The sequence below is a fragment of the Pseudoalteromonas sp. ABE4_541 genome, from assembly GCF_056312285.1.
Map to the genome: position 1 here is coordinate 1 of NZ_JBSVEM010000019.1, position 24,771 is coordinate 24,771.

The following is a 24,771-nucleotide window of genomic DNA, read 5'->3' on the forward strand; positions in this document are numbered from 1 at the left end:
TTTACCAAAGTAAAGTGGCGTCCCCTAGGGGATTCGAACCCCTGTTACCGCCGTGAAAGGGCGGTGTCCTAGGCCTCTAGACGAAGGGGACACAGTATGTGTCACTAGGACTGGCTATTTTAACTCGCACCATATGAGCTTTAATTCTACAAGTTACTCGAGAGCTTGTAAAAAACATCACTTAAATTATTAAGTGGCGTCCCCTAGGGGATTCGAACCCCTGTTACCGCCGTGAAAGGGCGGTGTCCTAGGCCTCTAGACGAAGGGGACACTAAAATGTGTTCTAGGACATTGCACTTAGAAATGGTGGAGCTATGCGGGATCGAACCGCAGACCTCTTCGCTGCCAGCGAAGCGCTCTCCCAGCTGAGCTATAGCCCCATTCCTTAACGAACTTAGCAAACAAAACTGTTTAACCGTATCGCTGAGTGCGGGGCGCATTCTATGCAGGCGCACAAACAAAGTCAACAATTTTTCACTAACTTTTTGTCAGGCGTTTTAAAAAACATCAATTAGGCGACAATATAGCCAAACTGATGCTTGTAAACAATAAAAACCCTTGTTTTCGCTCAAAAAAAGAACACCCTTTGTTGAGCCTATTATCAGAGCCGTGTCTTTCGTCCAACCGATAACTGCTGCTCCATGCCCTCTACCATTACTACCGACTTGATTCCTCCGTTCAGGGAGAACTTTATTACCTTAACTTGATGCTTTTTTCTAATAATACTGCGACGCTCCCTCCCCCACCCCCATGGGAGTAAGGCCAAATTCATATTATAAAGAGTGATCAATTATGGAAGTACATAAAGGTGAAAGTACAATATTTCTCTTATATTTTTATCATTCAAGAACTTTTAGCAGGCAATTTTTATTTAGGTATATAATGAAGAGCCTTCATCATTTGGTGATAAAAACCGCACCTAAACTAAATTTGTAACTTCAAGTATTGACACTCTTTCAAGTCTCCCTATAATAGCGCTCCACAACGACGCAGCAATGTCGTTGAAAAATTTAGATATGGGTCGTTAGCTCAGTTGGGAGAGCATCGCCCTTACAAGGCGAGGGTCACTGGTTCAAGTCCAGTACGACCCACCATTATCTAAAGTTCTATATGGGTCGTTAGCTCAGTTGGGAGAGCATCGCCCTTACAAGGCGAGGGTCACTGGTTCAAGTCCAGTACGACCCACCATGTAGAACACAGTTTAGGGTGATTAGCTCAGTTGGGAGAGCATCGCCCTTACAAGGCGAGGGTCACTGGTTCAAGTCCAGTATCACCCACCACTTTCTTTTAGAAAGTGCAATATCTAAATGGGTCGTTAGCTCAGTTGGGAGAGCATCGCCCTTACAAGGCGAGGGTCACTGGTTCAAGTCCAGTACGACCCACCATTTAGATACACTTTGCGGGTCGTTAGCTCAGTTGGGAGAGCATCGCCCTTACAAGGCGAGGGTCACTGGTTCAAGTCCAGTACGACCCACCATTAATTTGGTAACGCAAAGAATTGATTACTTGGGGTCGTTAGCTCAGTTGGGAGAGCATCGCCCTTACAAGGCGAGGGTCACTGGTTCAAGTCCAGTACGACCCACCATGTAATCAAATATTACTTAGTGGAGAGCATCGCCGCCCTCTTTAGACAAAGGCGAAGCTAACTGGCCAAGTCCAGTACGACCCACCATGTAATCAAATATTGCTTAGTAGAGAGCATCGCCACCTTCTTTAGATAAAGGCGAAGCTAACTGACCAAGTCCAGTATGACTTACTATGTAATCATAAAAATCTGTTTATATGTGGGTGATTAGCTCAGTTGGGAGAGCATCGCCCTTACAAGGCGAGGGTCACTGGTTCAAGTCCAGTATCACCCACCACATATAAATTTTGCCACTCTCTTTTCTAAGTCTCTCATCGAATCGCTTTCAAACTAATTATCCATAAAGCTAGAAATTCGCCAGAAAATATAACTGCTACTTTATGTGTAGTTGTATCAGCCAGTTGCAACTTAATTTAATATAAAAGAATTAGCTATCTATTTTACAAAAATAGTGTTGAACAAACTAACGTACACTCAGAAAACATTTTAAAAACAGCAATTACCGTCTAGACTTGAAAACAAGTTTGTAGTCAAAAGATACTCTAATACGTGGCAATACAACCCTTCTCAAATTCAAAGATCCTGATTATTGAAGAGCAAGCGCTCGCTATGAGTTATATGAAGCGATCTTTGGAACAGCTCAGTTTTCGAGATATGCAATTTGCCGAAAATAGCTTGGTGGCGAAGGATCTGTGTAAGCTCAACAACTTTGAACTCATTATCTGTTCTTTTGATCTGACCAATGGACAGGATGGCTATCAGTTATACGAGGAGCTTAAGCACAAAAAACTCATTAAAAAGAGCACCGCATTTATTTTTGTTTCTGCAGAAACTAGCCCCTCGATTGTACATAGTATTATTGAACTAAACCCTGACGAGTTGTTGGTTAAGCCATTCTCAATCAAAGAGCTAAAGACTCGCATTGAACGAGTGCTAAAGAGAAAACGTGCGCTTAAAAATATTTATGCGCTTATAGATGACGGTAATGATTCCAAAGCACTCAAGTCGATAGATGAAGACCTAGATAAGCAAGATCATGCCTACAGCCCCATTCTACTTAAATTAAAAGGCGAAATACTTTTGCGTTTAAAAAAGGCGGTCGATGCTAAACATTTCTATCGCTCCGTTTTAGAGTTACAAAAATTTACTTGGGCCAAAATTGGGCTAGTAGAAGCACTGATAATGAATAACGAAGATACGCTAGCCCAAAACATGCTGGCGGAAATGCTGGAGCAACCAGAAACTCGCCTAATCGCCCTAGATTTGTTAAGTAGGCTTGAGATTAAACTAAATCGCCTTGAGCAAGCTCAAAAAGCCTTGAAAGAAGCATCCGATATTGCACCTCGTAATCTCGATAGGCAAAAATCACTTGGCCGTATCGCCTCTTTAAACCATGATTACGAAGTCAGCTACAATGCGATGAAAGAAATTGCTTTATACGCCAAAAACTCAATACATGACGGGCCTGACGTATACCTTAATGCTGTCCGTGCTGGTATCGATTTTGCGCTTGCCACCGATCAGAGCGAGCAAATACATAAAATAACTAAGCAGTCTCAGAAATATTTGGGAGACTTAAAAAAGCAATTTCCAGATGCCGATAATCAAGCACAAATCGATGTGTTAAATGCGCGCATACACTATTTAAAAGATGAAAGTAAAAAAGCCAAAAAGCTCATCGAACAACTTGATGACGAGCCAACAATACGTTCCATTGACGCTTCACTCGACAAAGCAAAAGCCTTGCATGAACTTGGCTTTCACAGTAAAGCTCAAAACCTCTTTGGTCAGATAATTGATCATTGCAAAAGTCATGATAAGGTGAGCGATCCCATGACGGTGAGATATATTGAGCAACAACAAAGCGAGCGTCGCGATATTACGATGGGCCCTAAAGAGCTTAATAATCACGCTGTAAACCAGTATAAAAGAGGTCAACTTGACGTCGCGGTTGAAGCTTTTACTCAAGCGTTCAGGATCATGCCAAAAAACCCAAGTATTGCACTTAATTTATTACAATGCATGCTCGATCATGCAGGAAAAAGTGGTCAAACATTTAACTCAGCTCTGGCTAGAAAGTGCTATGACACGCTCAGCAACCTGCCACTTGATGCCGAACAACATAAGCGTTTCGCAAAAATTCTTGCTCATATGCAAGAATTAGGTCTTTCCGTTAACTAACCTCTGCTGCGGATAACTAAGCTTTCACCATTGATAATGCATTTACACAATAGCGAAGCCCGCTTGGCGGTGGCCCATCTGGAAAAACATGGCCCAAGTGCGCATCACACACATTGCACACTATTTCAATTCGCTCCATCCCATGGCTACTATCTGAAACATAGGCAATTGCATTGGGCTTAGCAGGTTGTGTAAAAGAGGGCCACCCAGAACCACTTTCAAACTTTTCATCTCCATCGAAAAGTACTTGCTCACAACAAGCACATCGATATTCCCCAGGCTCGAACACACTGCAACTGGCATTACTAAACGGTCTCTCTGTTCCTTTATTACGGGTTATGTAGTAAACCTCGTCACTGAGCAGTGCTCTCCACTGCTCAGCCGTTTTTTCGACTTTAAAGGCAGCTTCGAGATTTCCCTTGTTTGCAAAGTCTAAAATGTTCTGCCACGTAAGCATATCCGTTCCTTTTCAATCAAATTCTAAATATCAAGATTTACTAGCACTGTCAGGTTCAGGCCAATCGTTAAAAAAGTAGCCTAGATACTTACTTTTTATTAAGTATAGAATAACCCAAAGTAGCATCACCATTTGCACCGCAATGCAACTAGAAAACTGATAGTGACTGTTTGCCGCTTGTAAACTCAACCAAGTTAGATCAGCAATTGCCGTCAATAACAAAGGCCAACGCATAAAACGCCAATACTTTGCAAGTTTTGGTGAACTCGTCGGCCTACGTAGCGAAAAAAGAATAGTTGGAAGCAATGCGACGGCACCAATACCCAGTGCAACAAAAAAATGACTTTTTGACGGGAAGAACATCGATAACAAATCTAAATCAGGGCGCCTGGTTACCGCAGAAAATATCCAAAGTAAATAGGCTCTCAGTAACACTAATATTGTTAAATTAAACCCAATTGGGGTTTTGTAAACACCATATTTATCCCAATATTCAGGACCAAACCGCTGCATAAACCTCTCCACTGATGACTCGGCTTAGTCACCAAGACACGTACTTCATATAGTGCACTAATGTACGCTCCTTCCACCTTAGGATCAATAACTTGAATCTGAACCTGTTAATGAATGCAAAACCTGTGAAAACTGACTGATAATGACGGCCAAAATAATTGCATAAAAATATATAGCTTAGATCAATTAAGCAATCCAGCATTGCATATCACAATTAGAAATAAAGAGCATAAAAATAAAAACAATTCAGTATAAAAACCTAACTTGACCAAAATAAAATTTAAATATAGTGTAAAACATGACCACACGGTCAAAACAAATAATTCAATAGGATATGATTATGAAAAATGTAAAACCTTTCGCATTTGCGTCAGCAGATAAAAACACAGTAAAAAATAACAAAAAATGGCAAGCAAACGATAAAGCTGCAACCGCTGGCTGTTCTGGCCCTTGGGCGCGTGGCAGTTCTCGCTGGGGTAGTGACAATGGAATTTGGTGCTAATTTTTTTCACCTCTAAAAAACAGCGGTCGAATGGCCGCTATTATCTATCAAAAGAACTTCATACCTCTTATTAAATAAGAAGTTATTAATCGAAAAATCAAAAAGGATGTGATTATGAAAAATGCAAAACCTTTTGCACTTACCTCAGTAAATAAAAACGTCGTAAAAAACAGCCAAAAATGGAAAGTAAAAAACTCTGTTGCGACAGCTGGTTGTTCTGGCCCTTGGGCGCGTGCAAACTCTCGCTGGGGCGCTGACACCTGTATATTTTGCTAACATAAGAAACAAAACCTTCTATAAATAAAATAACAAACATCAAAGTGTTAGCTAAACTTTAACTTAGAATAATAAAATTTAAAGTGTGAGCAGAAAAATACTTAATAAAATAGGATTACAAACCACATTGACCTATATAAAAAACATAATTTATTTTAAAAAACATGGTCAAATAAAAATTCAAAAAGGATATAAATATGAAAAACGTTAAACCTTTCGCATTTACCTCAGCAAACAAAAACGCAGTAAAAAACAATAAAAAATGGCAAGCAAATGATAAAGCTGCAACTGCAGGATGCTCAGGGCCTTGGGCCTATGGTCACTCACGTTGGGGCAGCGACTCGGGCATTATGTGTTAATAAAAACATGCTATAAATAAGCGGTCTGCAGGCCGCTTTACCAACAATAGATAAAAGAAAAACAACAAAAGCATAGAAAACCACTTACAATAAAAAACCCTGTGTTTTCTCGATTAAAATCAAGGAAGACTTAATGAAAGAGTTACTTATCGTTAGTCATAGTGAAGATTATCATGTTCACAAATCCGTTCCCATTTTTGAAGAAAATAAAACACCTTATTTTATCCTTAATTTAGATAAATTCCCTAAAGATTATGAGTTTAGCCAAAAGTTTATAGATGGAAAATGTCAAACTCACTTAAAAAGCATTGAGATAAATAAACATTTAAACTTCGATAATATTGGTGCTGTTTGGCTTAGAAAGCCTGCACCTTTCGCTTATATCAACTCTGATATGGAAGAAGGATTTAAAGCCTTTTCAGATAAAGAGACTGAACATGCATTATTTGGTGCCATTTATGGACTCTCCTGCTTTTGGGTAAGTCACCCTAGAAATTTACGTGCATCAATGTGGAAGGGAGAGCAGTTACAAAGAGCTTCAAACTTTGGTTTTACGATTCCTAATACAATCATTAGTCAAGATCCAAATGAGATCAGGGCATTTTATATCGAGCATCAAAAAGTCGTTTATAAAGCGATGTCAAGTGATGTGATCAGTCACTCCAGCGGTGACGAACAAGGTATCGCTACAACATTAGTCGATGAAGGTATGCTTGAAGATACCAACGCTTTAGCTTTAACCCCTAATATGTTTCAAGCCTATATCGAAAAAGCTTATGAGCTAAGAGTAACAGTGATTAATGGACAAGTTTTTGCCGCGAAATTAGATTCGCAAGTACATCCGGAAACTCAAGTTGACTGTCGAAACTTGAACGTGAACGTCCCCATGACGCAATACATCTTACCCAAGCATATAGAGCAAGCATGTTCGATGTTTGTAGCTAGTTATAACTTAAACTACTCCGCCTTGGACTTTATCGTTACTCCGCACGGCGACTATGTATTTTTGGAAAACAACCCAAATGGCCAGTTTATGTTTGTTGAAGAAAAAGTGCCTGAATTGGGCCTACTAAACACTTTAGCAAACGAACTTCACAAGGCATGCCAATGAAAAACTGTATAGACAATCATCAAAAAGAATACCTACATGACCAGTTAAGTAAGCTCAAAATACAGCACTTTTCAAGCATAACAAATCATTGTGAAGCGCATGCCACAATCACCCTAGCAGCTTCGCACCTTGATATGGCACTACTGCCAGAACTCTATCAACATTTAACAAAAATTGGACGAGTTGATAGATTATTAGTCGTACTTTTCACACGTGGTGGAGACGTAGATGCTGCACGTAGAATTGCATTATTGCTGAGAGATTTTTGCCAACACTTAACTGTGCTCTGCCCTTACTACTGCCAGTCTTCAGGTACACTTTTGGCGCTATCGGCAGATAAGATATATTACACACCAATAAGCGTTTTTTCTGCTTTCGATCCTTACTTGCATGGCGGTACGGGAGATGAGTCAAGCTCCCTGTCAAGTGCTGATGTGAAGCTATTCAGTACAATGGCCCAAGATTGGTTTAACTGTGACGCATCGGACCAGAGCAATATGTTAGGCATGCTATGTGAACATATTTTCCCTCCCACCTTAACTTCATTTTATAGAACGGTACGTGAGGTAGAAGCAATTGCACATGAGCACTTGCATTTATCATCTCATCATTATGAAGGCAATGAGGCTGCGATTATCCAGCATTTAATGTTTGGACAATATAGCCATGAATATGCGCTAACTGGGCAACAACTCCGTGACTTAGGGCTACCTTTCGCACAGCAAGATAATCTCAACCCAGCCGCATTAGAAGTTGGGCAAATATGTCATAGCCATATCGGTGCTGGAAATAGAGTATCGCTTGAAGAAAGTTGGTGTGATGCCATTATTTTGGCAGAACAACGGATAAGTACGCGCTGGAAAGATATGTCGGGGCTTAATCCACAATGGGCAATACAGGAGTAAAAACCCCATGGCACTTCTTAGCACATTTTGTTTAATGATACTCGTTCTAACTTTCGTTTATGCACCACTTAAAAAGCTGTTTGAGTTTGGCACTTTCTACTCAACATTGGAGCTTTCTTTCAAGCTACCAGTGCAGCTATCTCAACCTGCTGCAGCCCTCATCATAACAAGTGAACTGGCATTGGGCATCAGCTTACTAATGATGCCCGAGCAAATATGGCTGCAACTCACTACACTTACCATTACCGCTTTATTTTGTGCATTACCTCTCTACGCTTTGGTAGCTAAAAAAGAGATCCGATGCGGGTGTTTTGGTGAAGAAAGTCTCCTTGGCTGGCATGAACTGGTAAGAAACACATTACTATTTATATGTAGCTATGTGATATACCTCTATCCCAAAAAAAATCAATTTGATTTATCCCTGGTTATTATCACATTTCTATCCTACTCAGCATTTTTAATAATCATTAACTCAAAACAAATTACTTACTTTATAAAAGCCCAATAAAATGATTGAAAATAATATAATAACTATAATACTAATTTTATCCAGTCTTGTTGCAACAAGCATTTTATTAAACATTTTAATAATTAAAAAGATGGTCAAGTCTCGTCAAGAAATGGAGCAAGGTATGCTTCCAATCGAGTCTATTCCAAATTTAACGGCTCACAACCTTGTCTCAAAAACTGACCAGCCTTTAAATAAAAAAGAAGAAAAAGTATACATTTTTTTAGCCACAAATTGCCCTAAATGCAAAAGTAAGCTAAACATGCTCGATAAGTTAAACAAAGCCGCATTACAACATGGTATTTCGCTTTACATTGTGCTTCACGACAGGATGCAGAATATTGAAGCATTTTTCCAAACAACCCAACTACACAATCAGGTTTGGTTATTAGGCCACAGCGAATACCTACAACTGAATCCAAAAGAAGCATCCCCGACCTATCTATTTATTAATGACGAGGATCAAGTGGAAGGCCAAGGCATGATTGGCGATCAAAGTTGGCAGTACTTTACATCACAAGTTTTCGAGGAAGCCGCATGATCAGCTTTGAAGACAAACAACGTTTATCTCTCCTCACCCCCTTCAAGGGCCATTTAGCGCTCGCGCTACTAAGTATGCTGGTAACCGCTATTGCCCAACTTGCACTTCCTCAAATCGCCAACTATTACATTGATGGACAAGCTCCTAGCGAACTACTTTCAACCTTTCACCTCTACGTATTTATATTTGTTGTGGTATTTGCGCTATTGAGCGCTGTGCGATTTTATTTATTTGAAAGTTTAGGCATTAAGGTCATTACTCGTTTGCGATGCACCATACATCATACTTTGCTAAACAAACCATCCAGCTATTATGACGAAATTAATGCGGCAGAGTTAACTAGTCGTATAAATGCCGATACGCAAATGCTAAAAGATGTACTAACCACTGATGCAGCCTTATTCCTTCGCTCAGTGGTGATTAGTTGCGGCTGTATCATCATGATGATAAGTATTTCGTATGTGCTTGCATTGTCGTTATTGCTACTGATCCCTGCTTTTTTTCTCGCAACCAAGTTACTCACGAAAAAGATTGAGAGACTTGCTGAACAAGAGCAAACAACATTGGCTACCACAAATAAAGTCGCGTTTGATAACCTCAACTGTCATACCCTTATCAAACTATACAATTGGTTTACCTCTAGCCAGCAGCGCTATATCAAAGCGTGTCAGCAATATACCCAGTATGCTAATAAAACAATTACCGCAATTGCTGGATTTCAAGGTTTTTTCAATTTGCTCATTTATAGCTGTTTAATCATCATGCTTATATTAGGTAGCCATTTAATCCAACAAGGCAAGTTAAGCGTGGGAGAGCTTACCTCTTTTGTACTTTATTTGGGTATGGCATTCACCAGCTTAAATACTTTGTCCGGCTTTTGGGCTAATTGGAAGCAGTCGATGGGGGCAACGAAATACCTATTGTCGCTTCAACAAACAGCCGAAGTAGAACCAGTTTTGCAACAAAACACGCCTGCACAGATGGATGATATACTGTTTGATAATGTATCCTTTGCTTATCCGACAAGCCAAGATAAGAATGTACTAAACGCGCTCACTTTTAAAATAAAAAAAGGGGAAAAAAACGTTATTGCAGGCCCGTCGGGCTGCGGAAAATCAACCGTCGCAAAACTCTTACTCGGCTTCTACACACCAACAAGCGGTCAAATAAGCATTGGCGACCAAGTCTTAAATGCAAACAATATGGTCAGTTTTAGGCAAAATATCGCCTATGTTGAGCAAGAGCCGCTCTTCATGTCTTTATCTATCATTGATAATTTACTTCCTGAAGCGCTCGGAGAGCCTGATGACGCGCAAATGGAAAGCATCATAAATGCCTGCAAACAGGCGAATGCCCATGACTTTATCATGCAATTACCACATGGGTATGGCACACAAATAGGCGACAGAGGTAGTTTACTATCTGGTGGGCAAAAACAGCGACTGGCAATCGCTCGAGCGTTACTGAAAAATCCAGAGTTTGTTATTTTAGATGAGTTTACCAGTGCCCTAGACCAAGAGAACAAAGCCAGTATTGAACAGGCACTTAATAACTTATTGAAAAGTAAAACAGTGCTAATGATATCTCATCAACAAACGCATATTGAGCAAGCCAATCATTTAATCCAGATCTAAGATATCAGGGCATTTAAAGGTTTTTTCCAACTCAACATGTGACATTGAGTACAGCTTTAACGTTTGTTTGAGCTGTTACTCTCTCTTTTACAACACTGATTCTGTGAAGAGTAAGCAATACCAAGCGCGGCCCCCAATGCAATACCCACGCCGACATTGCCAAATACGGCTTCGCCAAACACCGCTCCTAGTCCCACACCTATGGCTATCCCAAGCCCTCTATTATTTTTGTTGTTCATATGGTCACTCCAAATGTCACCGAGTTAATCAACGGAGTACAAATTTACACCATCTTTTTGTACCATTTTTTTGGCGTTATCCCAAAACATTTTTTAAATTGTCGATTTAAATGGCTTTGATCCGAAAAGCCGCACTCTTGAGAAACATGTGATACCGTATGACCTCGCTCAATAAGCGCTCTGGCTTTAAACAGTTTTTTTAACAAAAAGTAATGATAGGGTGTCGTGCCGTACAATGATCTAAAATCGCGAGTAACTTGCCATTTACTGTAGTTTGCAATGTGTGCAAGCAGATCTAGTGATACCTGTGTTTGTCCAGCCATGCTGCTCAAAGCCAAATCGTCTAAATACTCTCTGACTCGGGCAATTGCAGCGTAGTTTTCATGTGTGTGTGATGTTCTCTTGCCTACCAGACATTGTAACTGTGTTGCAAAGCTAAAAATAAGCTCTTGATAAGCTAATATTTCTAGTGGTTGGTCTAGCTCAGTAAACATCGCTTGCGCAGTAGCAACCAAGTTTGAGTCTGACGTCACGCCCGTGTCAAAGAAAGGTAAGCTCGTGCCTTGTAAAATATCCTGCACTTGAAGTGGGTCAATGAGCATGCCTCGATAAGCGAAATGTGCCCCAGGCAAGGTTTTCCCATCGTGCATTTCATCTGGGTGCAATATAACCACCTGTTCTGGTAGTGCATACCTTTGGGCTCCTCGGTAATGAAAGCGCTGAACTCCCTGCGTCGTGATAGCGAAGGCATAAGCAGCATGTTTATGGGGCTCATAGGCAAAATCATATAGACACTCTTCCATACGACCTGTGCCATCGCTCGTGCGTTTTACCCAACTTGACCCACTCATCATATTCAAACCTCTGTCTGACACACTTTTCAAACTCGCTAACACCTCACCCCTGACCATTGATACTTTTGCGCAATATCGTTCAATAAATTCAGATCATGAATTGCTACTATAACCGAAAAAGCGTTGGAGACAGCTATGTGGGAAACGATAAGACTCATTAAAATTAAATTCATCTTTTTGATATTACTCCTTGTGCTGCTGAGCGCCTGTCAAGCAAAAGGCCTACTCAACTTACAAAGTGGGAATGTGCTTGCTTCGCAGCAATGGCAAGGCCCGAGTGACGAGTTTTCGCTCCCATTTGCTTGGTATGATGGGCACATCATGATTGAACTGAGTCTCAACAACAGTAAGCCATTGCGATTTGCCCTCGATTCAGCGGCATCTGCAACTGTTTTATTTGAAACCGCTAGAACGCAGGCTATCCCTTTGGCAATTGAGGGCCAAGTCGAGTTGAATAGCAAGCAAGTTAACATCGTTAATAACACGCGAATAGAACTAGGTAGTATCACTTTATCTGATCTCACTGTCGTACATGTGCCCATATCACAAAACCCACTATTCAGTGATTTTGATAGCGCCTATTTTGACGGTGCGATTGGTTACGACTTGTTTAACCACTTCAACATTACAATACACTATGCAGATCAACTCATCGTCTTTTCAAATCCGGCCTCCGACACACAAGTTAGTACAAAAGATTGGCAACTCTACCCTATCGTCTTACACGGCAGGATCCCATATTTAAAAGCGAATTTGAGTGATCAAGACAGTAAAAGCGCCACTTATCAGTTCGCTATAGACACCGGCGCACCTGATTACATATATTTAAACGAGCACCTTGCTCAGGGGTTTAATTTTCCCGCCAAGACGTTTCAAAGTCATTTTGAGAACTTTGATGGTGTTCAACAAATTGAAACCAGTCGAATAAAGCTATTTGATTTGTTTGGTGAGCGTTTTACACAAGTCACTGCACACAACTTACCCAAGTTAGAAGATGAACAAGGCATTGGTTTAATAGGCAGCGCACTATTAAAAAACTTTGATATACACTTCAATTATCAACAAAGTTTTGTCGCTGTTCGCAAAAACAAATTATTTAATACACACTCACTACTCGACCGCAGTGGTGTAGTGCTTGAGCCACACATCCAAGGTGGCATAGTAAAACAAATCGCAAGCGATTCTCATGCTAAGAATCTGCAATTAAGTGAAGGGAGTATTATTACCCATATTAACAAGCAAGCCTTTACGGCAAATAACTTTGATGCGTTGCGCTCCCTGCTAAGCAGCGAGCAAGCATCCGTTAATATCTGTTGGCAACATGAACAGCAAAAAAAATGTGCGGATTTACCACTGTACCCTCGTATATAAAATAACCGTAAGTGAGGCGAGTAAGCCTCACTTACGGTTGAAAAAATCACTCATGCTCTGCAAGTAGCGCAATTAATGCCTCTTCATCGAGCACATCAACGCCCAGCTCTTGTGCTTTTGTAAGCTTAGAGCCCGCTTTCTCGCCAGCAACCAGTGCATGGGTGTTCTTTGATACACTGCCAGAGACTTTCGCACCTAGTGCTTGTAATCTTGCTTTGGCATCATTGCGATTCAGCTGACTCAAAGTACCCGTCAACACATAAGTCAAACCCGCTAGAGGCTGTTGTTGCTCTGATTTTTTCTCAATTTGTGGCCAGTTTAAACCCACTTCAAGTAATGCATTCACCACTTCTTTATTATGCGGCTCGGCAAAAAATGCATGTAAATGCTTGGCAACGACCACACCAACATCACTCACTTCCTGTAATGCATCGACGGATGCTGCCATCACATTGTCGAGCGTCATAAAATGATTCGCCAAGTTTTGTGCCGTTGCCTCACCCACTTCACGAATACCCAATGCATACAAAAACTTTGCTAAGGTGGTTGCTTTTGCAGCTTCAAGTGCTTCGACTAAATTTTTAGCCGATTTAGGCCCCATACGCTCAAGTGATTCGAAATGACCTTGTTTTAAAATAAACAGATCAGCAGGAGTATGTACTAACTCACGGTCAACGAGTTGTTCAACAATCTTGTCCCCTAGACCATCTACATCAAGCGCTTTACGAGAGGCAAAGTGCTTAATGGCTTGTTTGCGCTGCGCCTGACACACTAAACCGCCTGTACATCGAGTGACAGCTTCCCCTTCCACCCGTTCCACATGCGACTCACACACAGGGCACGAGCTTGGAAATTCAATCTCTTTCGCATCGTCAGGTCTGCGCTCTAACACCACTTGTGTCACCTGTGGGATCACATCCCCCGCACGGCGCACTATGACGGTATCACCAATTTTTACACCAAGGCGTTCGATTTCATCGCGATTATGCAAAGTAGCATTCGACACCGTCACCCCGCCTACAAATACCGGCTCCAAGCGTGCCACCGGCGTAATAGCGCCCGTTCTACCAACTTGAAATTCTACATCTAGCAACTGAGTAATTTCTTCTTGCGCTGGAAACTTAAACGCAATTGCCCAGCGAGGCGCTCTGGCAACAAAACCTAGTTGTTCTTGCTTAGTCTTGTCATTGACCTTAATAACTACCCCATCAATTTCATAGGCAAGTTCAGCGCGGCGGTTTAGAATATCTTGATAATATGCAAGTACATCTTGAGTACCACTCACCAAGCGAGTCTCAGGGCACATTGGAAAACCCCAATCGGTGAGCTTTTTCAGTTGTGCAAAGTGCTCTTCAGGCAGCTCAGCCCCTTGCACCACACCTAGTGAGTAGGCATAAAACATCAACGGACGTTTTGCGGTAATTTTAGAGTCAAGCTGACGCAAACTGCCCGCTGCCGCGTTTCTTGGGTTGGCAAAAGTTTTTTCTCCTTTTGCCGCAGCAGTTTCGTTTAGGCGTGCAAATCCAGCGCTGTCCATGAATACTTCACCGCGCACTTCCAGTTCTTGTGGAATATCATCGCCGCGCAGGCGCAGCGGAATATTGCGAATGGTTTTCACATTCTCGGTAATGTTCTCGCCAATCTGGCCATCACCGCGCGTTGCAGCTTGCACTAATACGCCATCACGATACAAAATCGACACCGCTAAACCATCCAACTTTGGCTCACAACAAAATGTCAATTCTTGAGATTCTAGTAATCGCTCTTTAATACGGCGATTGAACGCCGTGAACTCCGCTTCATCAAACGCGTTATCCAATGACAACATCGGCACTTGGTGCGTCACTTGCTCAAATTTGCCAAGCGCTTGTCCGCCCACTTTTTGCGATGGGGAATCTGGGCTCAAAAACTCCGGATACTCTGATTCAAGCGCTATCAGCTCTCGCATTAAACGGTCATACTCTGCATCAGGAATGCTAGGGTTATCTAACACATAATATTGATAGTTATGTTCTTCTAGCTGCGCTCTTAACCCTAAGATCTGCTCGTTAATTTGCTCTGACATTGAAACCTCTAAAACACAAAAGCCATGAACTTTGATTTAAAGTTCATGGCTTAAAATTAATACTAAGCTAGCCTCAAAGCCGCTTAGGCATATTCTCTCACTTTTTCAACATACGCACGTACCGTGTTCACGGAAAGTGGTTCTCGCTGGCTATCAAGTACCGTAGCACCAAACTCATCCGCCAGCTTTTTCGCCGCACCATGTAGCATGTTAAACGCCGCTAAGCCATCATCACCTTCGCAAGGCAAGGTCATAAATAGGCTTACGCCAGCTGTACTAAATTGCTCCATGTTATCAATATCGAATGTACCTGGATTGAACATGTTGACTAATCTAAATAATACTGGGCCATTACCTGACGGCTCTACGTGGCGATTAAAGAAGCCTTCTTCTGAGTATTTAAAACCAAGACTTAACACCGAAGGTAATAATCGAGATCCTGCCATACTCAAACCTTCAGGCATCTCAATGTGTAAAATAATAAAATCTTCTGGCTGTGGCGCTGATTTTGACTCATCTGATACAACCTCTTCCTCAGTGCCTTTGTCGCTATGCGATGGCGCTTCAGCAGATACCTGAGGCTCATCATCGGTCGCCGCAAAACTTAACTCACCAATTTCTGGCTCGTCGTCTATGGTTGAGCGGGTGGCAGGTGCAGCTTCACTAGGTTCAGGCTTACTGTCTGACTGTGTGCCAGCTGGCTGCTCATCAGTGCCTTTTTTGCGCACCGACCATAATCCATGGATCAACAACCCACCAATCACTAATGCGCTGATCACAATTAACGCCCATCTCAATTCTGTGGCCATCACTCACCTTTTTTATTATTACGCTTGTGCCATTTGCACTGCTTGTTCAATATCAACGGCAACCATACGCGAAACTCCTGGTTCCGCCATCGTTACCCCCGTCAATCGTCCAGCCATTTCCATCGCTATCTTGTTATGACTGATATAAATAAATTGCACCGTTTGTGACATTTCTTCTACCAAACGGCAAAATCTACCGACATTGGCATCGTCTAACGGCGCATCAACCTCATCGAGCATACAAAATGGTGCCGGATTAAGTCTAAATATAGAAAACACCAATGATAATGCGGTCAGCGCTTTTTCTCCACCACTTAACAAATGAATTGTGGAGTTTTTCTTGCCCGGAGGCCTTGCCATGATGGTCACACCACTTTCAAGTAAGTCATCACTGGTTAGTTCTAGGTACGCACTTCCACCACCAAACACTTTAGGAAACAGCTCTGCTAAGTCTTCATTTACCTGATCAAATGTTGTTTTAAAGCGCGTTTTGGTTTCCTTATCTATTTTTTTGATTGCCCCTTCCAAGGTGGCCAGCGCTGCGGTTAAGTCATCTAATTGCGCATCTAAATAATCTTTGCGCTCTTTTGCTTGCTCAAACTCTTCTATGGCCGCCAGGTTAACAGCACCAAGCTCAACTAAGCTTTGGCTTACTTTATTCAACTGCGATTGATGTTTTGCTTGCTCCGCTTCATCAGGAAGCTGTTCTAACACGGCTTTAAGATTTTGCTGTAACTCTTGTAAAGGTTCCAAAGCACCCTGAGCTTTGATCATCAAGCCTTGCTCGTCGAATTTAAGCTGTTGAAGTTTATTATTAAGTTGCTGAACTTCAGACTGCGCGTTTTTCAAGCTCACTTGTTTATTGTGTAATTGTTCTTTTGCTTTGCTCTGTCCGGCTTGTAACTCGGTTAATAATTGCTGCTGCGCTTCATGGGTTGCCAACAGCGATACGATTTGTTCATCGATTTCAGCCAACGGCTCTTGTAATAGCATCTGCTCTTCTTGCAACGTATGTAACCGCTCCTGTGCGTGAGCTTGGCTTTGCTCCAAATGCTGCGCTTTGGTTTGGCTCAATTGCCAAGTGCTCGTAGCTTGCTGCTGATTCAATTTTGCATCATGCCAAGCTTGCTGCGCTTGTTGTTTATCTCTGAGCGCGCTCTGTTGCGCTTGCTTGGCCTCAGCAAATTGCATACTAAAGTCCGTCTGCTGTTGCTCTAAAGAAGTAAATTGTGCTTGTTCATCCCTTAACAACTGCTGATATTCAGCATATTTTTGACTATCATGCTGCTGTTTTATTTGAATACTTTCAAGCTGTTCGTGTAACGTCTGTTGGTCATTTTGCCACTTAATGATTTGCTCTTGCAGCATATCAATGCGTGTTTTAACGCTCGCCATTTCTTGCGCAAGTTGATGTATATGCTCTTTATTTTCGCTTTGTGACGAGAGTAAAACAGTGTGCTTTTGCGTTAATTGCGCTAACTCGCTCTGGGCTGCTGATTGCTTCGCTTCTAAAATTGGAAGCTGTTGCTCAAGCTCTCTAAGTTGCGCATGTTGTAACAGTAATCCCGAGTTTTGTTGCTGACTTTTAGCACTGGCATGCCAGTTACGGCCCATTAAACAGCCATCGTTGTCTATCGCAAACAACCATTGTTGCGGTTTATAATGTTCTTCCTTTTCAACCAATTGGATTTGGTTTAAAAAATCCGGATAGTTGCCAGATTCAATGACGCTTGCGACTGAGCCTGCTTTACGCTCGGCGGATGAAAGCCATACCGCATCATGGGCTTTTCCATCGCTTGCCTGTAGGTTAACGATACCTAGCAACGCCGCTTCAACCCGCTCTTCAAAACCCTTTTTTACTCTCAACTTGTTGATAAAGCTGTCGACCTCTCCCGCTTGTGTCGTCTTGAGTACTTTTAACAACGCATCGATATTCGCAACACAGCTGGCATAGTCAGCTTGCTTTTGCATACAATCGCTTTGTTGTTCACTGATGTTGGCAGTGCTCAGGTCTACTTCTTCACCGAGTGCTTTTGCATTTGCCTGCAAACGTGCCATCTCTTGCGCTTTGTGGCTATATTGCGCTTGAAGGTCGGTTAATTCTTGCGTTGGGTCTTGCCCTAATAATAATGTTAACTGCTCTTCTAAAGCAGTGCATTTTTCTCGATTATGGGTCTCGACTTGCTGCGCTTGTGAAACGCTTTGCTGCGCTTCATGCACACGCTTTTGCGCCAATGTTTGTTGTTGTTGTAACTGCGCTTGCTGTACTTCTAGTGCATGAAATGCGTCAACTAAGGATTGGTGTAATTGCGCATATTCGTGAAACTGCGCCTCGCAAACAAGCGCTTCTTCTGCGCTTAGTTGCACCGCCTCTTCATGTTCATTCACATGCTCTTTTTGTGCCACCAGCAAGCTACTCGCTTCACGATATGCTTGCTGTTGTTTATCAATGTCACTTTGTAACTGACGAAGCTTGTCTAACAGATGAATTTTTTGCTGCTCACCGCGCGTCAGCTCAGTATGAGTCTGATGAATGCTCTGTTGCTGTGCAGCGATACCATCACTGAAATGCAGCACTTCATTTTCTAAACTGGCTAGCACATCATCATGGCCACCGTGAGCACTATTTAGAAACTCGATTTGCTTTTGTAGCTGTGCTATTTGCTCTGACTTTTGTAGTTGCTTTTGATGAAAGCTTTGCCATTTTAATACTGCCAGCTCACTTTTTAATGTGCGCTCCTGCGCCTTTAACGCACGGTAGGATTGCGCATCTTGCGCCTGCGTTGCTAGTTTATCGAGTTGTGCTTGTAACTCTTGGCGCACATCTAACAAGCGTTCTAGATTATCGCGGGTACTTTTTATGCGGGTTTGCGTCTCACGGCGACGTTCTTTGTATTTTGATACGCCTGCAGCTTCCTCTAAAAAAATCCTAAGCTCTTGCGGCTTACTTTCAATCAGGCGCGAGATCATACCTTGCTCAATAATGGCATAACTGCGCGGACCAAGCCCCGTGCCTAAGAAAATATCGGTAATGTCTCGTTTTCGACATTTACTGCCATTTAAGAAATACAAGGATTGCCCATCACGAGTAACCAAGCGCTTAATTGCAACTTGGCTTCTATCTGCGAGTGTTCCGGGCAGCCGGCCTGTAGCATTATCAAACACCAATTCAACCGAGGCTTGAGAAATGGCTTTACGGTTGGTTGAGCCATTAAAAATAACATCCGTCATGGCATCGCCACGCAGGTTTTTTGCAGAGCTTTCACCCAGTACCCAGCGTACCGCGTCAATCACGTTGGACTTGCCGCAACCATTAGGACCAACAACACAGGTCATAGGATCGGGGAATGGGATTTTGGTAGGTTCAACAAAAGATTTAAACCCAGCCAATTTGATACTGCTTAAACGCATATTGTTATTTTTATTGGTAACTTAAACAAAACATAGCAAAGCAGGCAGCAAAAATTAACTACCACGTTTGATGTTATCTAAAATAATACCCGTTGCCATCGCCACATTCAGTGACTCGGCACCGCCAAAAGCAGGAATGGTAATTGGCGTATTAATGTATTGCCCCGCTTGTTCACGAATGCCGTGGGATTCACTGCCCATCACCAATACACCTTGGCGAGCGAACTCAGTACTATGTACACTTTCTCCGTTTAGATACGCACCATAAATTGCACCTTCATATTGCGCCAAAAACTCAGGTAGCTCAGTACGCACAACATTAACGCGTACAAACGAGCCCATGGTCGCGCTAATGACTTTAGGATTGAGATGATCCGCACAGTCTTGGCTCAGCACAATTTGCTTAAGCCCATACCAATCCGCAACACGAATGATAGTACCGAGATTGCCAGGATCCGATATACCATCTAATGCTAATACAAGGCCCGATGTATCAATGGCTTGCGATTGAGGTGTTGGCACAACAGCAATCGCCGCATTATTGCTCACTAATGTACTGGCCTTAGTCAAGCTTTCTACATCTGCTTCGATACATGAAATAGCTTTGAGTTTATCCGAATGCGTATCTATAAAGTCACGAGTGGCAAATAACTGTTCAATTTCGCTACCCGCAGCGATTAACTCCAGTACATTTTTCTCACCTTGTACTAGGTATAACCCATGTTGCTTGCGGTATTTTTTTTGCGCCAGAGAGCGTAACAGTTTTAGTTGGTTTTTAGAGATCATAGCCACCCCAGTTTACAGAAGAGGTGATTATACCTGAGGTGCACAATTTTGCGAGCATCGAGGTCGCATCGACTTTGCTATTACCACTCAATCTAGTCAGCATAATTTTAAGACTACTGATAAAACGCTTTTATAAAGCGAGGAAAGTGATTACTCTTGGCAAAAAATTAAAAACACTGGTTATGAAAGGACTTAAACGCATACTAACCTATCTCACGCTGACTCTTAGCATCCTGTTTATCATCGTGGCCTTATTACTAAATTTCCTCTTTGAGAAAAACACAGCCAGTGCTTTGTCCACTCAAACGGCTGAGCCAGTGACACGCTCTCATAGCATGATGACGCAATCACCACAAAGTCACGCCTCTCAAGAGAAACTGGATAAACCGCTTACTAATTCATACGGCCAATTCGTAGTTCAAACGCGTCCTACTTGGCGATTGCAAAGTAATTTAACTAAGCATATTGAGAAATTGAAAATGCAAGCACAGGAAGGAGATAACCAAGCTCGCTACATCCTAGCTCAAAATCTCACATACTGTTACCACGCCCCCAAAGATGAACAAGCATTCCAATCTAAATTAGAGCAAGCATACGAGCTAAGTGATGCGGATGTTGCCGCCGATCGTATTACACAACGCTTTTATTATTGTCAGGGTATCGACACATTAGAATATGCAGCAACGTATTCTTACCTTGAACAGGCCGCCCATGCTGGTTACGTGCCTGCGCAAGAGGCGATAGGCAAAATGACGCCGCAGTTTTTTATGAGCATCAGCAATTACGACACTTTTGACCGAAACTCTTACATTGCTATTAGAGACAACTTCAAGCAACAGCAAATTGCTTACCTAACACAGGCAGTTAACCATGGCAGCATTACCGCTATGATGCGCCTGTCTGGTATGTCCCACTCACAAAATAGTGGCGAGCATGGCTATGTAAAAGCATACGCACTGAACCAACTCATCATGACGTTCACGCAAAGTAATGAGTTATATAATCGATATGCTAGATACAATGAAAGGTTGTATTCACAACTATCACAAGATGAAATACAAGCCGCTAATGATTTATCTGCTGCTTGGGAGCATGAAATAGAACGGAACGACACCCTGTTTCTCGCACAGTAGAGTAGACATTAATCAATAACCCCAGTTTAAACGTAAAAAAGGGCTCAATGAGCCCTTTTTTATGCATCATAAATATTGATTATTCAAAAGAAACCGTAACTTCTTCAGAGCAAACATTTTCACCTACACAGATTTTGTAAACATACTGGTTCTGCGTCGCGTTACGGATGAAGTCTCTGTATGTACCCGTATTAGCCGTTGTGTCAATTTTTGCACCATCACGGAAAACATCGACTGTATCCGACGATGCACCTTGGTATGACAACTCAACGCGTGCGTAGTTTAAGCGTGTTTTGTTTGCACGCTTAAGTTTTAGCTCAAGTACGTCAGTAGATACGGTTACTGATTGCACTTTAGTGCTTGTTAAACCTGTTTCGTCGGTTACAGTTAATGTCACCTCATATGTGCCAGCCGCAGCAAACGCATGTACTGGGTTTTGCTCAGTTGAAGTATTACCGTCTCCAAAATCCCATGCCCAACTCGCAATGTCATTGTTTGCATCAGAGCTTGAGTCACTAAAGGTCACATTAAGTTTATCTGCTGCATATGCAAAATTAGCTTCTGGTGCACTTGGCGCTGTATCACCAAGACCCGTTAGCGTCAGTGACCACTGATTCAAAGTACCAGTGTCTTGCGCATAGGTATCTTCTACTTTTAATAGCCAATCACCCGTCGCAACTTCACCGTTGAATACATCAGACTCAAACGATTGCTTAATGTCGTCCGCATTACCGCCCGCTTTATTATGCAATGTTGCTACTGTACCGGCTGGTGAAGTAAGGGTCACCACTAGGTCACCGATGTAAGTATGTGTAATATCAAAGAAAGTGTTTGAGCCAAAGATAGTTACTTCATCAGGCACAGTGATCACAGATGTCACGCCTGCAGGGTCGTTATCAGGGATATCTGCACTGGTTGTATTAGCGTAGTTAAAGTCATTTAAGCCCTGTGGTAATACATAAACAGAAACTTGCTTGCTCTGTACCAATTCACCACTTGTTGCTGTTACGTTGAATGAGTATTCGCCCCAACGCGTGTCACCCTCTGTTGCAACTGAAAGCGAGAAACTTTGACCCGGCTGCACGATATCTGTAGATAAAGTCGCACCTGGTAAATCACCTTCTACTGTTAGGGCAATTTCGCCTGTCCAGTCTGCTACAGACAATACATCAAAGTTATAAGTTGCTGTGTCACCTGCCACAATTTCTTGCGATTGAGGTGTTACTGACATTCTAAAACCAGGCTCTGGATCAGCATATTCTAGTGCTCTTGCTGCGTTCAAACGCTTGCCTGATACCACTTTGCCGTTGAGTGCTTCATTTTCATCACCTGAGTCCATCAGCACAGCTTTAAGCTCTTCTGTTGTGAGTGTTGGATTGACTGACAATGCCAATGCTGCAACACCTGCAACATGTGGTGTTGCCATCGAAGTACCCGAGTATGAATCATAACCACCACCAGGTACTGTCGATAAAATAGCTGAGCCTGGCGCACCCAAGTCAACACTTGTTAAGCCCCACTGCGAGAAGCCCGACATCGCGTCAGTATGAGTAGTACTGGCAACTGATAGAATAGATGCATGCTCATAGCTAGATGGGTAGTGAGGGTTCACATCATTATCAACCGCGCTGTTACCTGCTGCGGCAACAAATAAAATACCCGCTTCTTCAGAAGCTGTAAGAGCGTCAGCCATTGCTTGGTTGTAGCCACCGCCACCCCAACTGTTGTTTGATACACGTACATCAACACCCGCTTCGCGTAAACCTACTAGGTAATCGATACACTTGATAGCATCAGAAGTAGAACCACTGCCTGATGCATCTAAGAATTTACAACCAACAATAGAAACCTGATGGTTAACACCCACTACACCCGTGCCATCATTGCCTACCGCACCAATAGTACCTGATACGTGTGTACCATGGCCTTGGTCATCCATAGGGTCGCCTGCATTAGTAATCGCGTTAATACCATGAACATCATCAATATAGCCATTGTTATCATCATCAATACCATTGCCTGCGATTTCATTCGGGTTTGTCCAAATATTCGCAGCAAGATCAGGGTGAGAATGGTCAACACCAGTATCAATAACCCCCACCACGACATCGCGGCTACCTACAGAAATATCCCATGCTTCTAGCGCATCAATATCTGCGTCTGCTGTACCACCTGTTTGGCCAGTATTGTGCAGACCCCATAGCTCATCAAATCTTGGGTCATCAGGGGTGCCCATTACTGTTACTTTGTAATCTGGCTCTGCATATTCAACCGCTGGATGAGCATTCAGTGCATCAATTGCTCCCTTCACGTCTTTGTTATCTAATTTGAATTTTGCAAGGCGACCTTTTAGTACATGGCGATATGCATCATCAATTTCATCTTGGTTAAGGTCTGAAATTTTAGCGGCAACTAATTTACGAGCCGAGATACGCTGAGCTTTGGTTGCGTCTTTTTTGTATACAACAATTAACGCATCGCTCGCAGCTTCAATGGTATTTTGTTTATCAACATGAAGTGCCGCTTGCGAAAGGCAAGGAAGAATAGCAAGAGTTAAAGCAGATAATTTTAGTTTCATTTTGTTGGTGTCCATTAAGTTCTTATTCGTTTACGAGCTTACTGACAGCTCGCTTAACCAGATTATTAGCAGCCACAATGAAGGCCACTAGTTAATGAATCCCACCAATTTCTGTGAGTTAATTACTCCAAACATGTCGCTCACGCACAATGAGGCAACATGCAAAACACTTTATTTAAGCAACGCATTTAGAAAACACTAAAAATAGGTACCCTGCAATAGTCAAATGTTAAAACCATACAAATAGACTAAAAAATCACTTCAATACAAAAAATTAACAATAATGTATGGGAAAGCCTTACCCCTAGCCAATGAGAATACTCATACTTTTTTGTTGAAAACAAATAACAAGCAGCTCAAAAAATCGCTAAACCTTGATTTTAAATATAAAAATTTTCATTAAAATTTCGTATTCCTTATCAACTCGCTCTTGTCTAATGTGGGGTACAAGGTTGGTTGAAGCAAAAGTGAAACAAAATGCTAACAGTAAAAAAGGTCTTTTGTACCTCTAAAGTTTGTAACATTTGTTCCTCTTTAGGGCTATTCATTAGTACTTTTTTAGTTACTCATGATGTTTTCGCAGGCTCTGTCGACCTTAAAGAGTCCCCCTTGTCTTTGAGTATTAGTCCATCATTGTCTGTAACTGCACACCTGCAGGCAACGATTAAGCAAAGCGGAACACTGAACAAAGCAACGATAAACCAAATAGGTGACGAACTAAATTTGGTGTCTCTTGTGCAACTAGGTTCAAACAATTTGGCCGACATCACACAAGCTGGCGCTAATAACAGCGTTAATTTAGTGCAATATGGCGACAATAATTTTACCTCCATAGTGCAACAAGGTGACGCCAATGTCGTCAATTTAACGCAGTTAGGTGAGCAATCCCTCATGATCCAGCAACAAGGTAATGACATGGTGCTCAATATCAGCGTTACAAAAGATTAATGATA

At 42.1% G+C, this 24,771-nt stretch carries 21 protein-coding genes and 10 tRNA genes; 19 read left to right on the forward strand and 12 right to left on the reverse strand.

Translation table 11 applies throughout. From position 1 onward, the window contains the following. Nucleotides 1–15: 15 nt before the first annotated feature. From ACW689_RS16700 to ACW689_RS16710, 3 genes are all read right to left on the reverse strand, one after another. Nucleotides 16–91, reverse strand: a tRNA-Glu gene (locus ACW689_RS16700). Between the two features lie 103 nt (nucleotides 92–194). After that, nucleotides 195–270, reverse strand: a tRNA-Glu gene (locus tag ACW689_RS16705). Nucleotides 271–304: 34 nt separating this feature from the next. After that, nucleotides 305–380: transfer RNA gene (locus tag ACW689_RS16710), tRNA-Ala, on the reverse strand. Between the two features lie 638 nt (nucleotides 381–1,018). Here ACW689_RS16710 and ACW689_RS16715 point away from each other — a divergent pair. The 8 genes from ACW689_RS16715 (at nucleotide 1,019) to ACW689_RS16750 (ending at nucleotide 3,766) form a co-directional block, all read left to right on the forward strand. Continuing rightward, nucleotides 1,019–1,094 (forward strand) — tRNA-Val (locus ACW689_RS16715). An 18-nt stretch (nucleotides 1,095–1,112) separates the two neighbouring features. Next, nucleotides 1,113–1,188: transfer RNA gene (locus ACW689_RS16720), tRNA-Val, on the forward strand. A 16-nt stretch (nucleotides 1,189–1,204) separates the two neighbouring features. Then, a tRNA-Val gene (locus ACW689_RS16725) sits at nucleotides 1,205–1,280 on the forward strand. A 29-nt stretch (nucleotides 1,281–1,309) separates the two neighbouring features. Further along, nucleotides 1,310–1,385 (forward strand) — tRNA-Val (locus ACW689_RS16730). Nucleotides 1,386–1,401: 16 nt separating this feature from the next. Next, nucleotides 1,402–1,477, forward strand: a tRNA-Val gene (locus tag ACW689_RS16735). A 32-nt stretch (nucleotides 1,478–1,509) separates the two neighbouring features. Next, nucleotides 1,510–1,585: transfer RNA gene (locus tag ACW689_RS16740), tRNA-Val, on the forward strand. Nucleotides 1,586–1,786: 201 nt separating this feature from the next. After that, nucleotides 1,787–1,862, forward strand: a tRNA-Val gene (locus tag ACW689_RS16745). Between the two features lie 272 nt (nucleotides 1,863–2,134). Beyond that, nucleotides 2,135–3,766 (forward strand): response regulator, encoded by a 1,632-nt coding sequence (locus tag ACW689_RS16750; RefSeq protein ID WP_476293121.1) that lies wholly within the window; start codon nucleotides 2,135–2,137, stop codon nucleotides 3,764–3,766. Nucleotides 3,767–3,782: 16 nt separating this feature from the next. On the opposite strand, the gene msrB is transcribed toward ACW689_RS16750, so the two are convergent. Both msrB and ACW689_RS16760 read right to left on the reverse strand, forming a co-directional pair. Continuing rightward, the gene (gene msrB / locus ACW689_RS16755; protein ID WP_476293122.1) at nucleotides 3,783–4,223 is read right to left on the reverse strand and encodes a peptide-methionine (R)-S-oxide reductase MsrB; all 441 of its coding nucleotides are present in this window, start codon (nucleotides 4,221–4,223) and stop codon (nucleotides 3,783–3,785) included. 30 nt (nucleotides 4,224–4,253) lie between these two features. Beyond that, entirely contained in the window at nucleotides 4,254–4,736 is a 483-nt protein-coding gene (locus ACW689_RS16760; protein ID WP_476293124.1) for a DUF2919 domain-containing protein, read from the reverse strand. 340 nt (nucleotides 4,737–5,076) lie between these two features. Between ACW689_RS16760 and ACW689_RS16765 the strand changes: the two genes are divergently transcribed. The 8 genes from ACW689_RS16765 to ACW689_RS16800 all read left to right on the forward strand — a co-directional run bounded on the left by ACW689_RS16765 (nucleotide 5,077) and on the right by ACW689_RS16800 (nucleotide 10,572). After that, on the forward strand, nucleotides 5,077–5,238 hold the full coding sequence (locus ACW689_RS16765; RefSeq protein ID WP_476293126.1) for a hypothetical protein: 162 nt from the start codon (nucleotides 5,077–5,079) through the stop codon (nucleotides 5,236–5,238). 114 nt (nucleotides 5,239–5,352) lie between these two features. After that, nucleotides 5,353–5,514: a hypothetical protein gene (locus ACW689_RS16770; protein ID WP_476293127.1), complete on the forward strand. Its 162-nt coding sequence runs from the start codon at nucleotides 5,353–5,355 to the stop codon at nucleotides 5,512–5,514. Between the two features lie 197 nt (nucleotides 5,515–5,711). After that, entirely contained in the window at nucleotides 5,712–5,873 is a 162-nt protein-coding gene (locus ACW689_RS16775; protein WP_476293129.1) for a hypothetical protein, read from the forward strand. A gap of 133 nt (nucleotides 5,874–6,006) precedes the next feature. Continuing rightward, nucleotides 6,007–6,984, forward strand: a complete 978-nt coding sequence (locus ACW689_RS16780; RefSeq protein ID WP_476293131.1) for an MvdC/MvdD family ATP grasp protein — start codon at nucleotides 6,007–6,009, stop codon at nucleotides 6,982–6,984. Next, the gene (locus ACW689_RS16785; RefSeq protein ID WP_476293132.1) at nucleotides 6,981–7,889 is read left to right on the forward strand and encodes an SDH family Clp fold serine proteinase; all 909 of its coding nucleotides are present in this window, start codon (nucleotides 6,981–6,983) and stop codon (nucleotides 7,887–7,889) included. Before ACW689_RS16780 ends, ACW689_RS16785 begins: the two co-directional genes overlap by 4 nt. A 7-nt stretch (nucleotides 7,890–7,896) precedes the next feature. Next, entirely contained in the window at nucleotides 7,897–8,397 is a 501-nt protein-coding gene (locus ACW689_RS16790) for a MauE/DoxX family redox-associated membrane protein (RefSeq protein WP_476293133.1), read from the forward strand. Between the two features lies 1 nt (nucleotide 8,398). Next, nucleotides 8,399–8,938: a hypothetical protein gene (locus tag ACW689_RS16795; RefSeq protein WP_476293135.1), complete on the forward strand. Its 540-nt coding sequence runs from the start codon at nucleotides 8,399–8,401 to the stop codon at nucleotides 8,936–8,938. Beyond that, entirely contained in the window at nucleotides 8,935–10,572 is a 1,638-nt protein-coding gene (locus ACW689_RS16800; protein WP_476293136.1) for an ABC transporter ATP-binding protein, read from the forward strand. The genes ACW689_RS16795 and ACW689_RS16800 overlap by 4 nt, the downstream gene beginning before the upstream one ends. 56 nt (nucleotides 10,573–10,628) lie before the next feature. On the opposite strand, the gene ACW689_RS16805 is transcribed toward ACW689_RS16800, so the two are convergent. Together ACW689_RS16805 and ACW689_RS16810 are read right to left on the reverse strand one after the other, a co-directional pair. Next, nucleotides 10,629–10,811, reverse strand: coding sequence for a glycine zipper domain-containing protein (locus tag ACW689_RS16805; protein WP_476293138.1), 183 nt, complete (start codon nucleotides 10,809–10,811; stop codon nucleotides 10,629–10,631). A gap of 44 nt (nucleotides 10,812–10,855) precedes the next feature. Next, a complete protein-coding gene (locus ACW689_RS16810; RefSeq protein WP_476293140.1) occupies nucleotides 10,856–11,665 on the reverse strand; it encodes a helix-turn-helix domain-containing protein in 810 nt (269 codons plus the stop codon). Between the two features lie 135 nt (nucleotides 11,666–11,800). Here ACW689_RS16810 and ACW689_RS16815 point away from each other — a divergent pair, with 135 nt between their 5' ends. Beyond that, on the forward strand, nucleotides 11,801–13,036 hold the full coding sequence (locus tag ACW689_RS16815) for a pepsin/retropepsin-like aspartic protease family protein (protein ID WP_476293142.1): 1,236 nt from the start codon (nucleotides 11,801–11,803) through the stop codon (nucleotides 13,034–13,036). 46 nt (nucleotides 13,037–13,082) lie between these two features. Here the strand turns inward: ACW689_RS16815 and ligA are convergent, their stop codons facing one another. The 4 genes from ligA to ACW689_RS16835 form a co-directional block, all read right to left on the reverse strand. Further along, the gene (gene ligA / locus ACW689_RS16820) at nucleotides 13,083–15,101 is read right to left on the reverse strand and encodes an NAD-dependent DNA ligase LigA (RefSeq protein ID WP_476293143.1); all 2,019 of its coding nucleotides are present in this window, start codon (nucleotides 15,099–15,101) and stop codon (nucleotides 13,083–13,085) included. Between the two features lie 83 nt (nucleotides 15,102–15,184). Further along, a complete protein-coding gene (gene zipA / locus ACW689_RS16825) occupies nucleotides 15,185–15,910 on the reverse strand; it encodes a cell division protein ZipA (RefSeq protein ID WP_476293145.1) in 726 nt (241 codons plus the stop codon). An 18-nt stretch (nucleotides 15,911–15,928) separates the two neighbouring features. Continuing rightward, nucleotides 15,929–19,321 (reverse strand): AAA family ATPase, encoded by a 3,393-nt coding sequence (locus ACW689_RS16830; protein ID WP_476293147.1) that lies wholly within the window; start codon nucleotides 19,319–19,321, stop codon nucleotides 15,929–15,931. Nucleotides 19,322–19,375: 54 nt separating this feature from the next. After that, nucleotides 19,376–20,107, reverse strand: coding sequence for a TrmH family RNA methyltransferase (locus ACW689_RS16835; protein ID WP_476293149.1), 732 nt, complete (start codon nucleotides 20,105–20,107; stop codon nucleotides 19,376–19,378). A 182-nt stretch (nucleotides 20,108–20,289) separates the two neighbouring features. On the opposite strand from ACW689_RS16835, the gene ACW689_RS16840 reads away from it, so the two are divergent. Further along, nucleotides 20,290–21,240 carry a hypothetical protein gene (locus tag ACW689_RS16840; RefSeq protein WP_476293150.1) on the forward strand — a complete coding sequence of 317 codons (951 nt, stop codon included), beginning with the start codon at nucleotides 20,290–20,292 and terminating at the stop codon, nucleotides 21,238–21,240. A gap of 79 nt (nucleotides 21,241–21,319) precedes the next feature. Here the strand turns inward: ACW689_RS16840 and ACW689_RS16845 are convergent, their stop codons facing one another. Further along, nucleotides 21,320–23,818 carry a S8 family serine peptidase gene (locus ACW689_RS16845; RefSeq protein ID WP_476293151.1) on the reverse strand — a complete coding sequence of 833 codons (2,499 nt, stop codon included), beginning with the start codon at nucleotides 23,816–23,818 and terminating at the stop codon, nucleotides 21,320–21,322. 477 nt (nucleotides 23,819–24,295) lie between these two features. Between ACW689_RS16845 and ACW689_RS16850 the strand changes: the two genes are divergently transcribed. Next, entirely contained in the window at nucleotides 24,296–24,766 is a 471-nt protein-coding gene (locus tag ACW689_RS16850) for a curlin subunit CsgB (RefSeq protein WP_476293153.1), read from the forward strand. Nucleotides 24,767–24,771 lie beyond the last annotated feature (5 nt).

Excerpts from the sequence above, each read along its gene's own strand:
- msrB (WP_476293122.1), bottom strand. The coding sequence starts at position 4,223 with ATGCTTACGTGGCAGAACATTTTAGACTTTGCAAACAAGGGAAATCTC.
- ACW689_RS16760 (WP_476293124.1), bottom strand. The coding sequence starts at position 4,736 with ATGCAGCGGTTTGGTCCTGAATATTGGGATAAATATGGTGTTTACAAA.
- ACW689_RS16765 (WP_476293126.1), top strand. The coding sequence starts at position 5,077 with ATGAAAAATGTAAAACCTTTCGCATTTGCGTCAGCAGATAAAAACACA.
- ACW689_RS16770 (WP_476293127.1), top strand. The coding sequence starts at position 5,353 with ATGAAAAATGCAAAACCTTTTGCACTTACCTCAGTAAATAAAAACGTC.
- ACW689_RS16775 (WP_476293129.1), top strand. The coding sequence starts at position 5,712 with ATGAAAAACGTTAAACCTTTCGCATTTACCTCAGCAAACAAAAACGCA.
- ACW689_RS16780 (WP_476293131.1), top strand. The coding sequence starts at position 6,007 with ATGAAAGAGTTACTTATCGTTAGTCATAGTGAAGATTATCATGTTCAC.
- ACW689_RS16785 (WP_476293132.1), top strand. The coding sequence starts at position 6,981 with ATGAAAAACTGTATAGACAATCATCAAAAAGAATACCTACATGACCAG.
- ACW689_RS16790 (WP_476293133.1), top strand. The coding sequence starts at position 7,897 with ATGGCACTTCTTAGCACATTTTGTTTAATGATACTCGTTCTAACTTTC.
- ACW689_RS16795 (WP_476293135.1), top strand. The coding sequence starts at position 8,399 with ATGATTGAAAATAATATAATAACTATAATACTAATTTTATCCAGTCTT.
- ACW689_RS16800 (WP_476293136.1), top strand. The coding sequence starts at position 8,935 with ATGATCAGCTTTGAAGACAAACAACGTTTATCTCTCCTCACCCCCTTC.
- ACW689_RS16805 (WP_476293138.1), bottom strand. The coding sequence starts at position 10,811 with ATGAACAACAAAAATAATAGAGGGCTTGGGATAGCCATAGGTGTGGGA.
- ACW689_RS16810 (WP_476293140.1), bottom strand. The coding sequence starts at position 11,665 with ATGATGAGTGGGTCAAGTTGGGTAAAACGCACGAGCGATGGCACAGGT.
- ACW689_RS16815 (WP_476293142.1), top strand. The coding sequence starts at position 11,801 with ATGTGGGAAACGATAAGACTCATTAAAATTAAATTCATCTTTTTGATA.
- ligA (WP_476293143.1), bottom strand. The coding sequence starts at position 15,101 with ATGTCAGAGCAAATTAACGAGCAGATCTTAGGGTTAAGAGCGCAGCTA.
- zipA (WP_476293145.1), bottom strand. The coding sequence starts at position 15,910 with ATGGCCACAGAATTGAGATGGGCGTTAATTGTGATCAGCGCATTAGTG.
- ACW689_RS16830 (WP_476293147.1), bottom strand. The coding sequence starts at position 19,321 with ATGCGTTTAAGCAGTATCAAATTGGCTGGGTTTAAATCTTTTGTTGAA.
- ACW689_RS16835 (WP_476293149.1), bottom strand. The coding sequence starts at position 20,107 with ATGATCTCTAAAAACCAACTAAAACTGTTACGCTCTCTGGCGCAAAAA.
- ACW689_RS16840 (WP_476293150.1), top strand. The coding sequence starts at position 20,290 with ATGAAAGGACTTAAACGCATACTAACCTATCTCACGCTGACTCTTAGC.
- ACW689_RS16845 (WP_476293151.1), bottom strand. The coding sequence starts at position 23,818 with ATGAAACTAAAATTATCTGCTTTAACTCTTGCTATTCTTCCTTGCCTT.
- ACW689_RS16850 (WP_476293153.1), top strand. The coding sequence starts at position 24,296 with ATGCTAACAGTAAAAAAGGTCTTTTGTACCTCTAAAGTTTGTAACATT.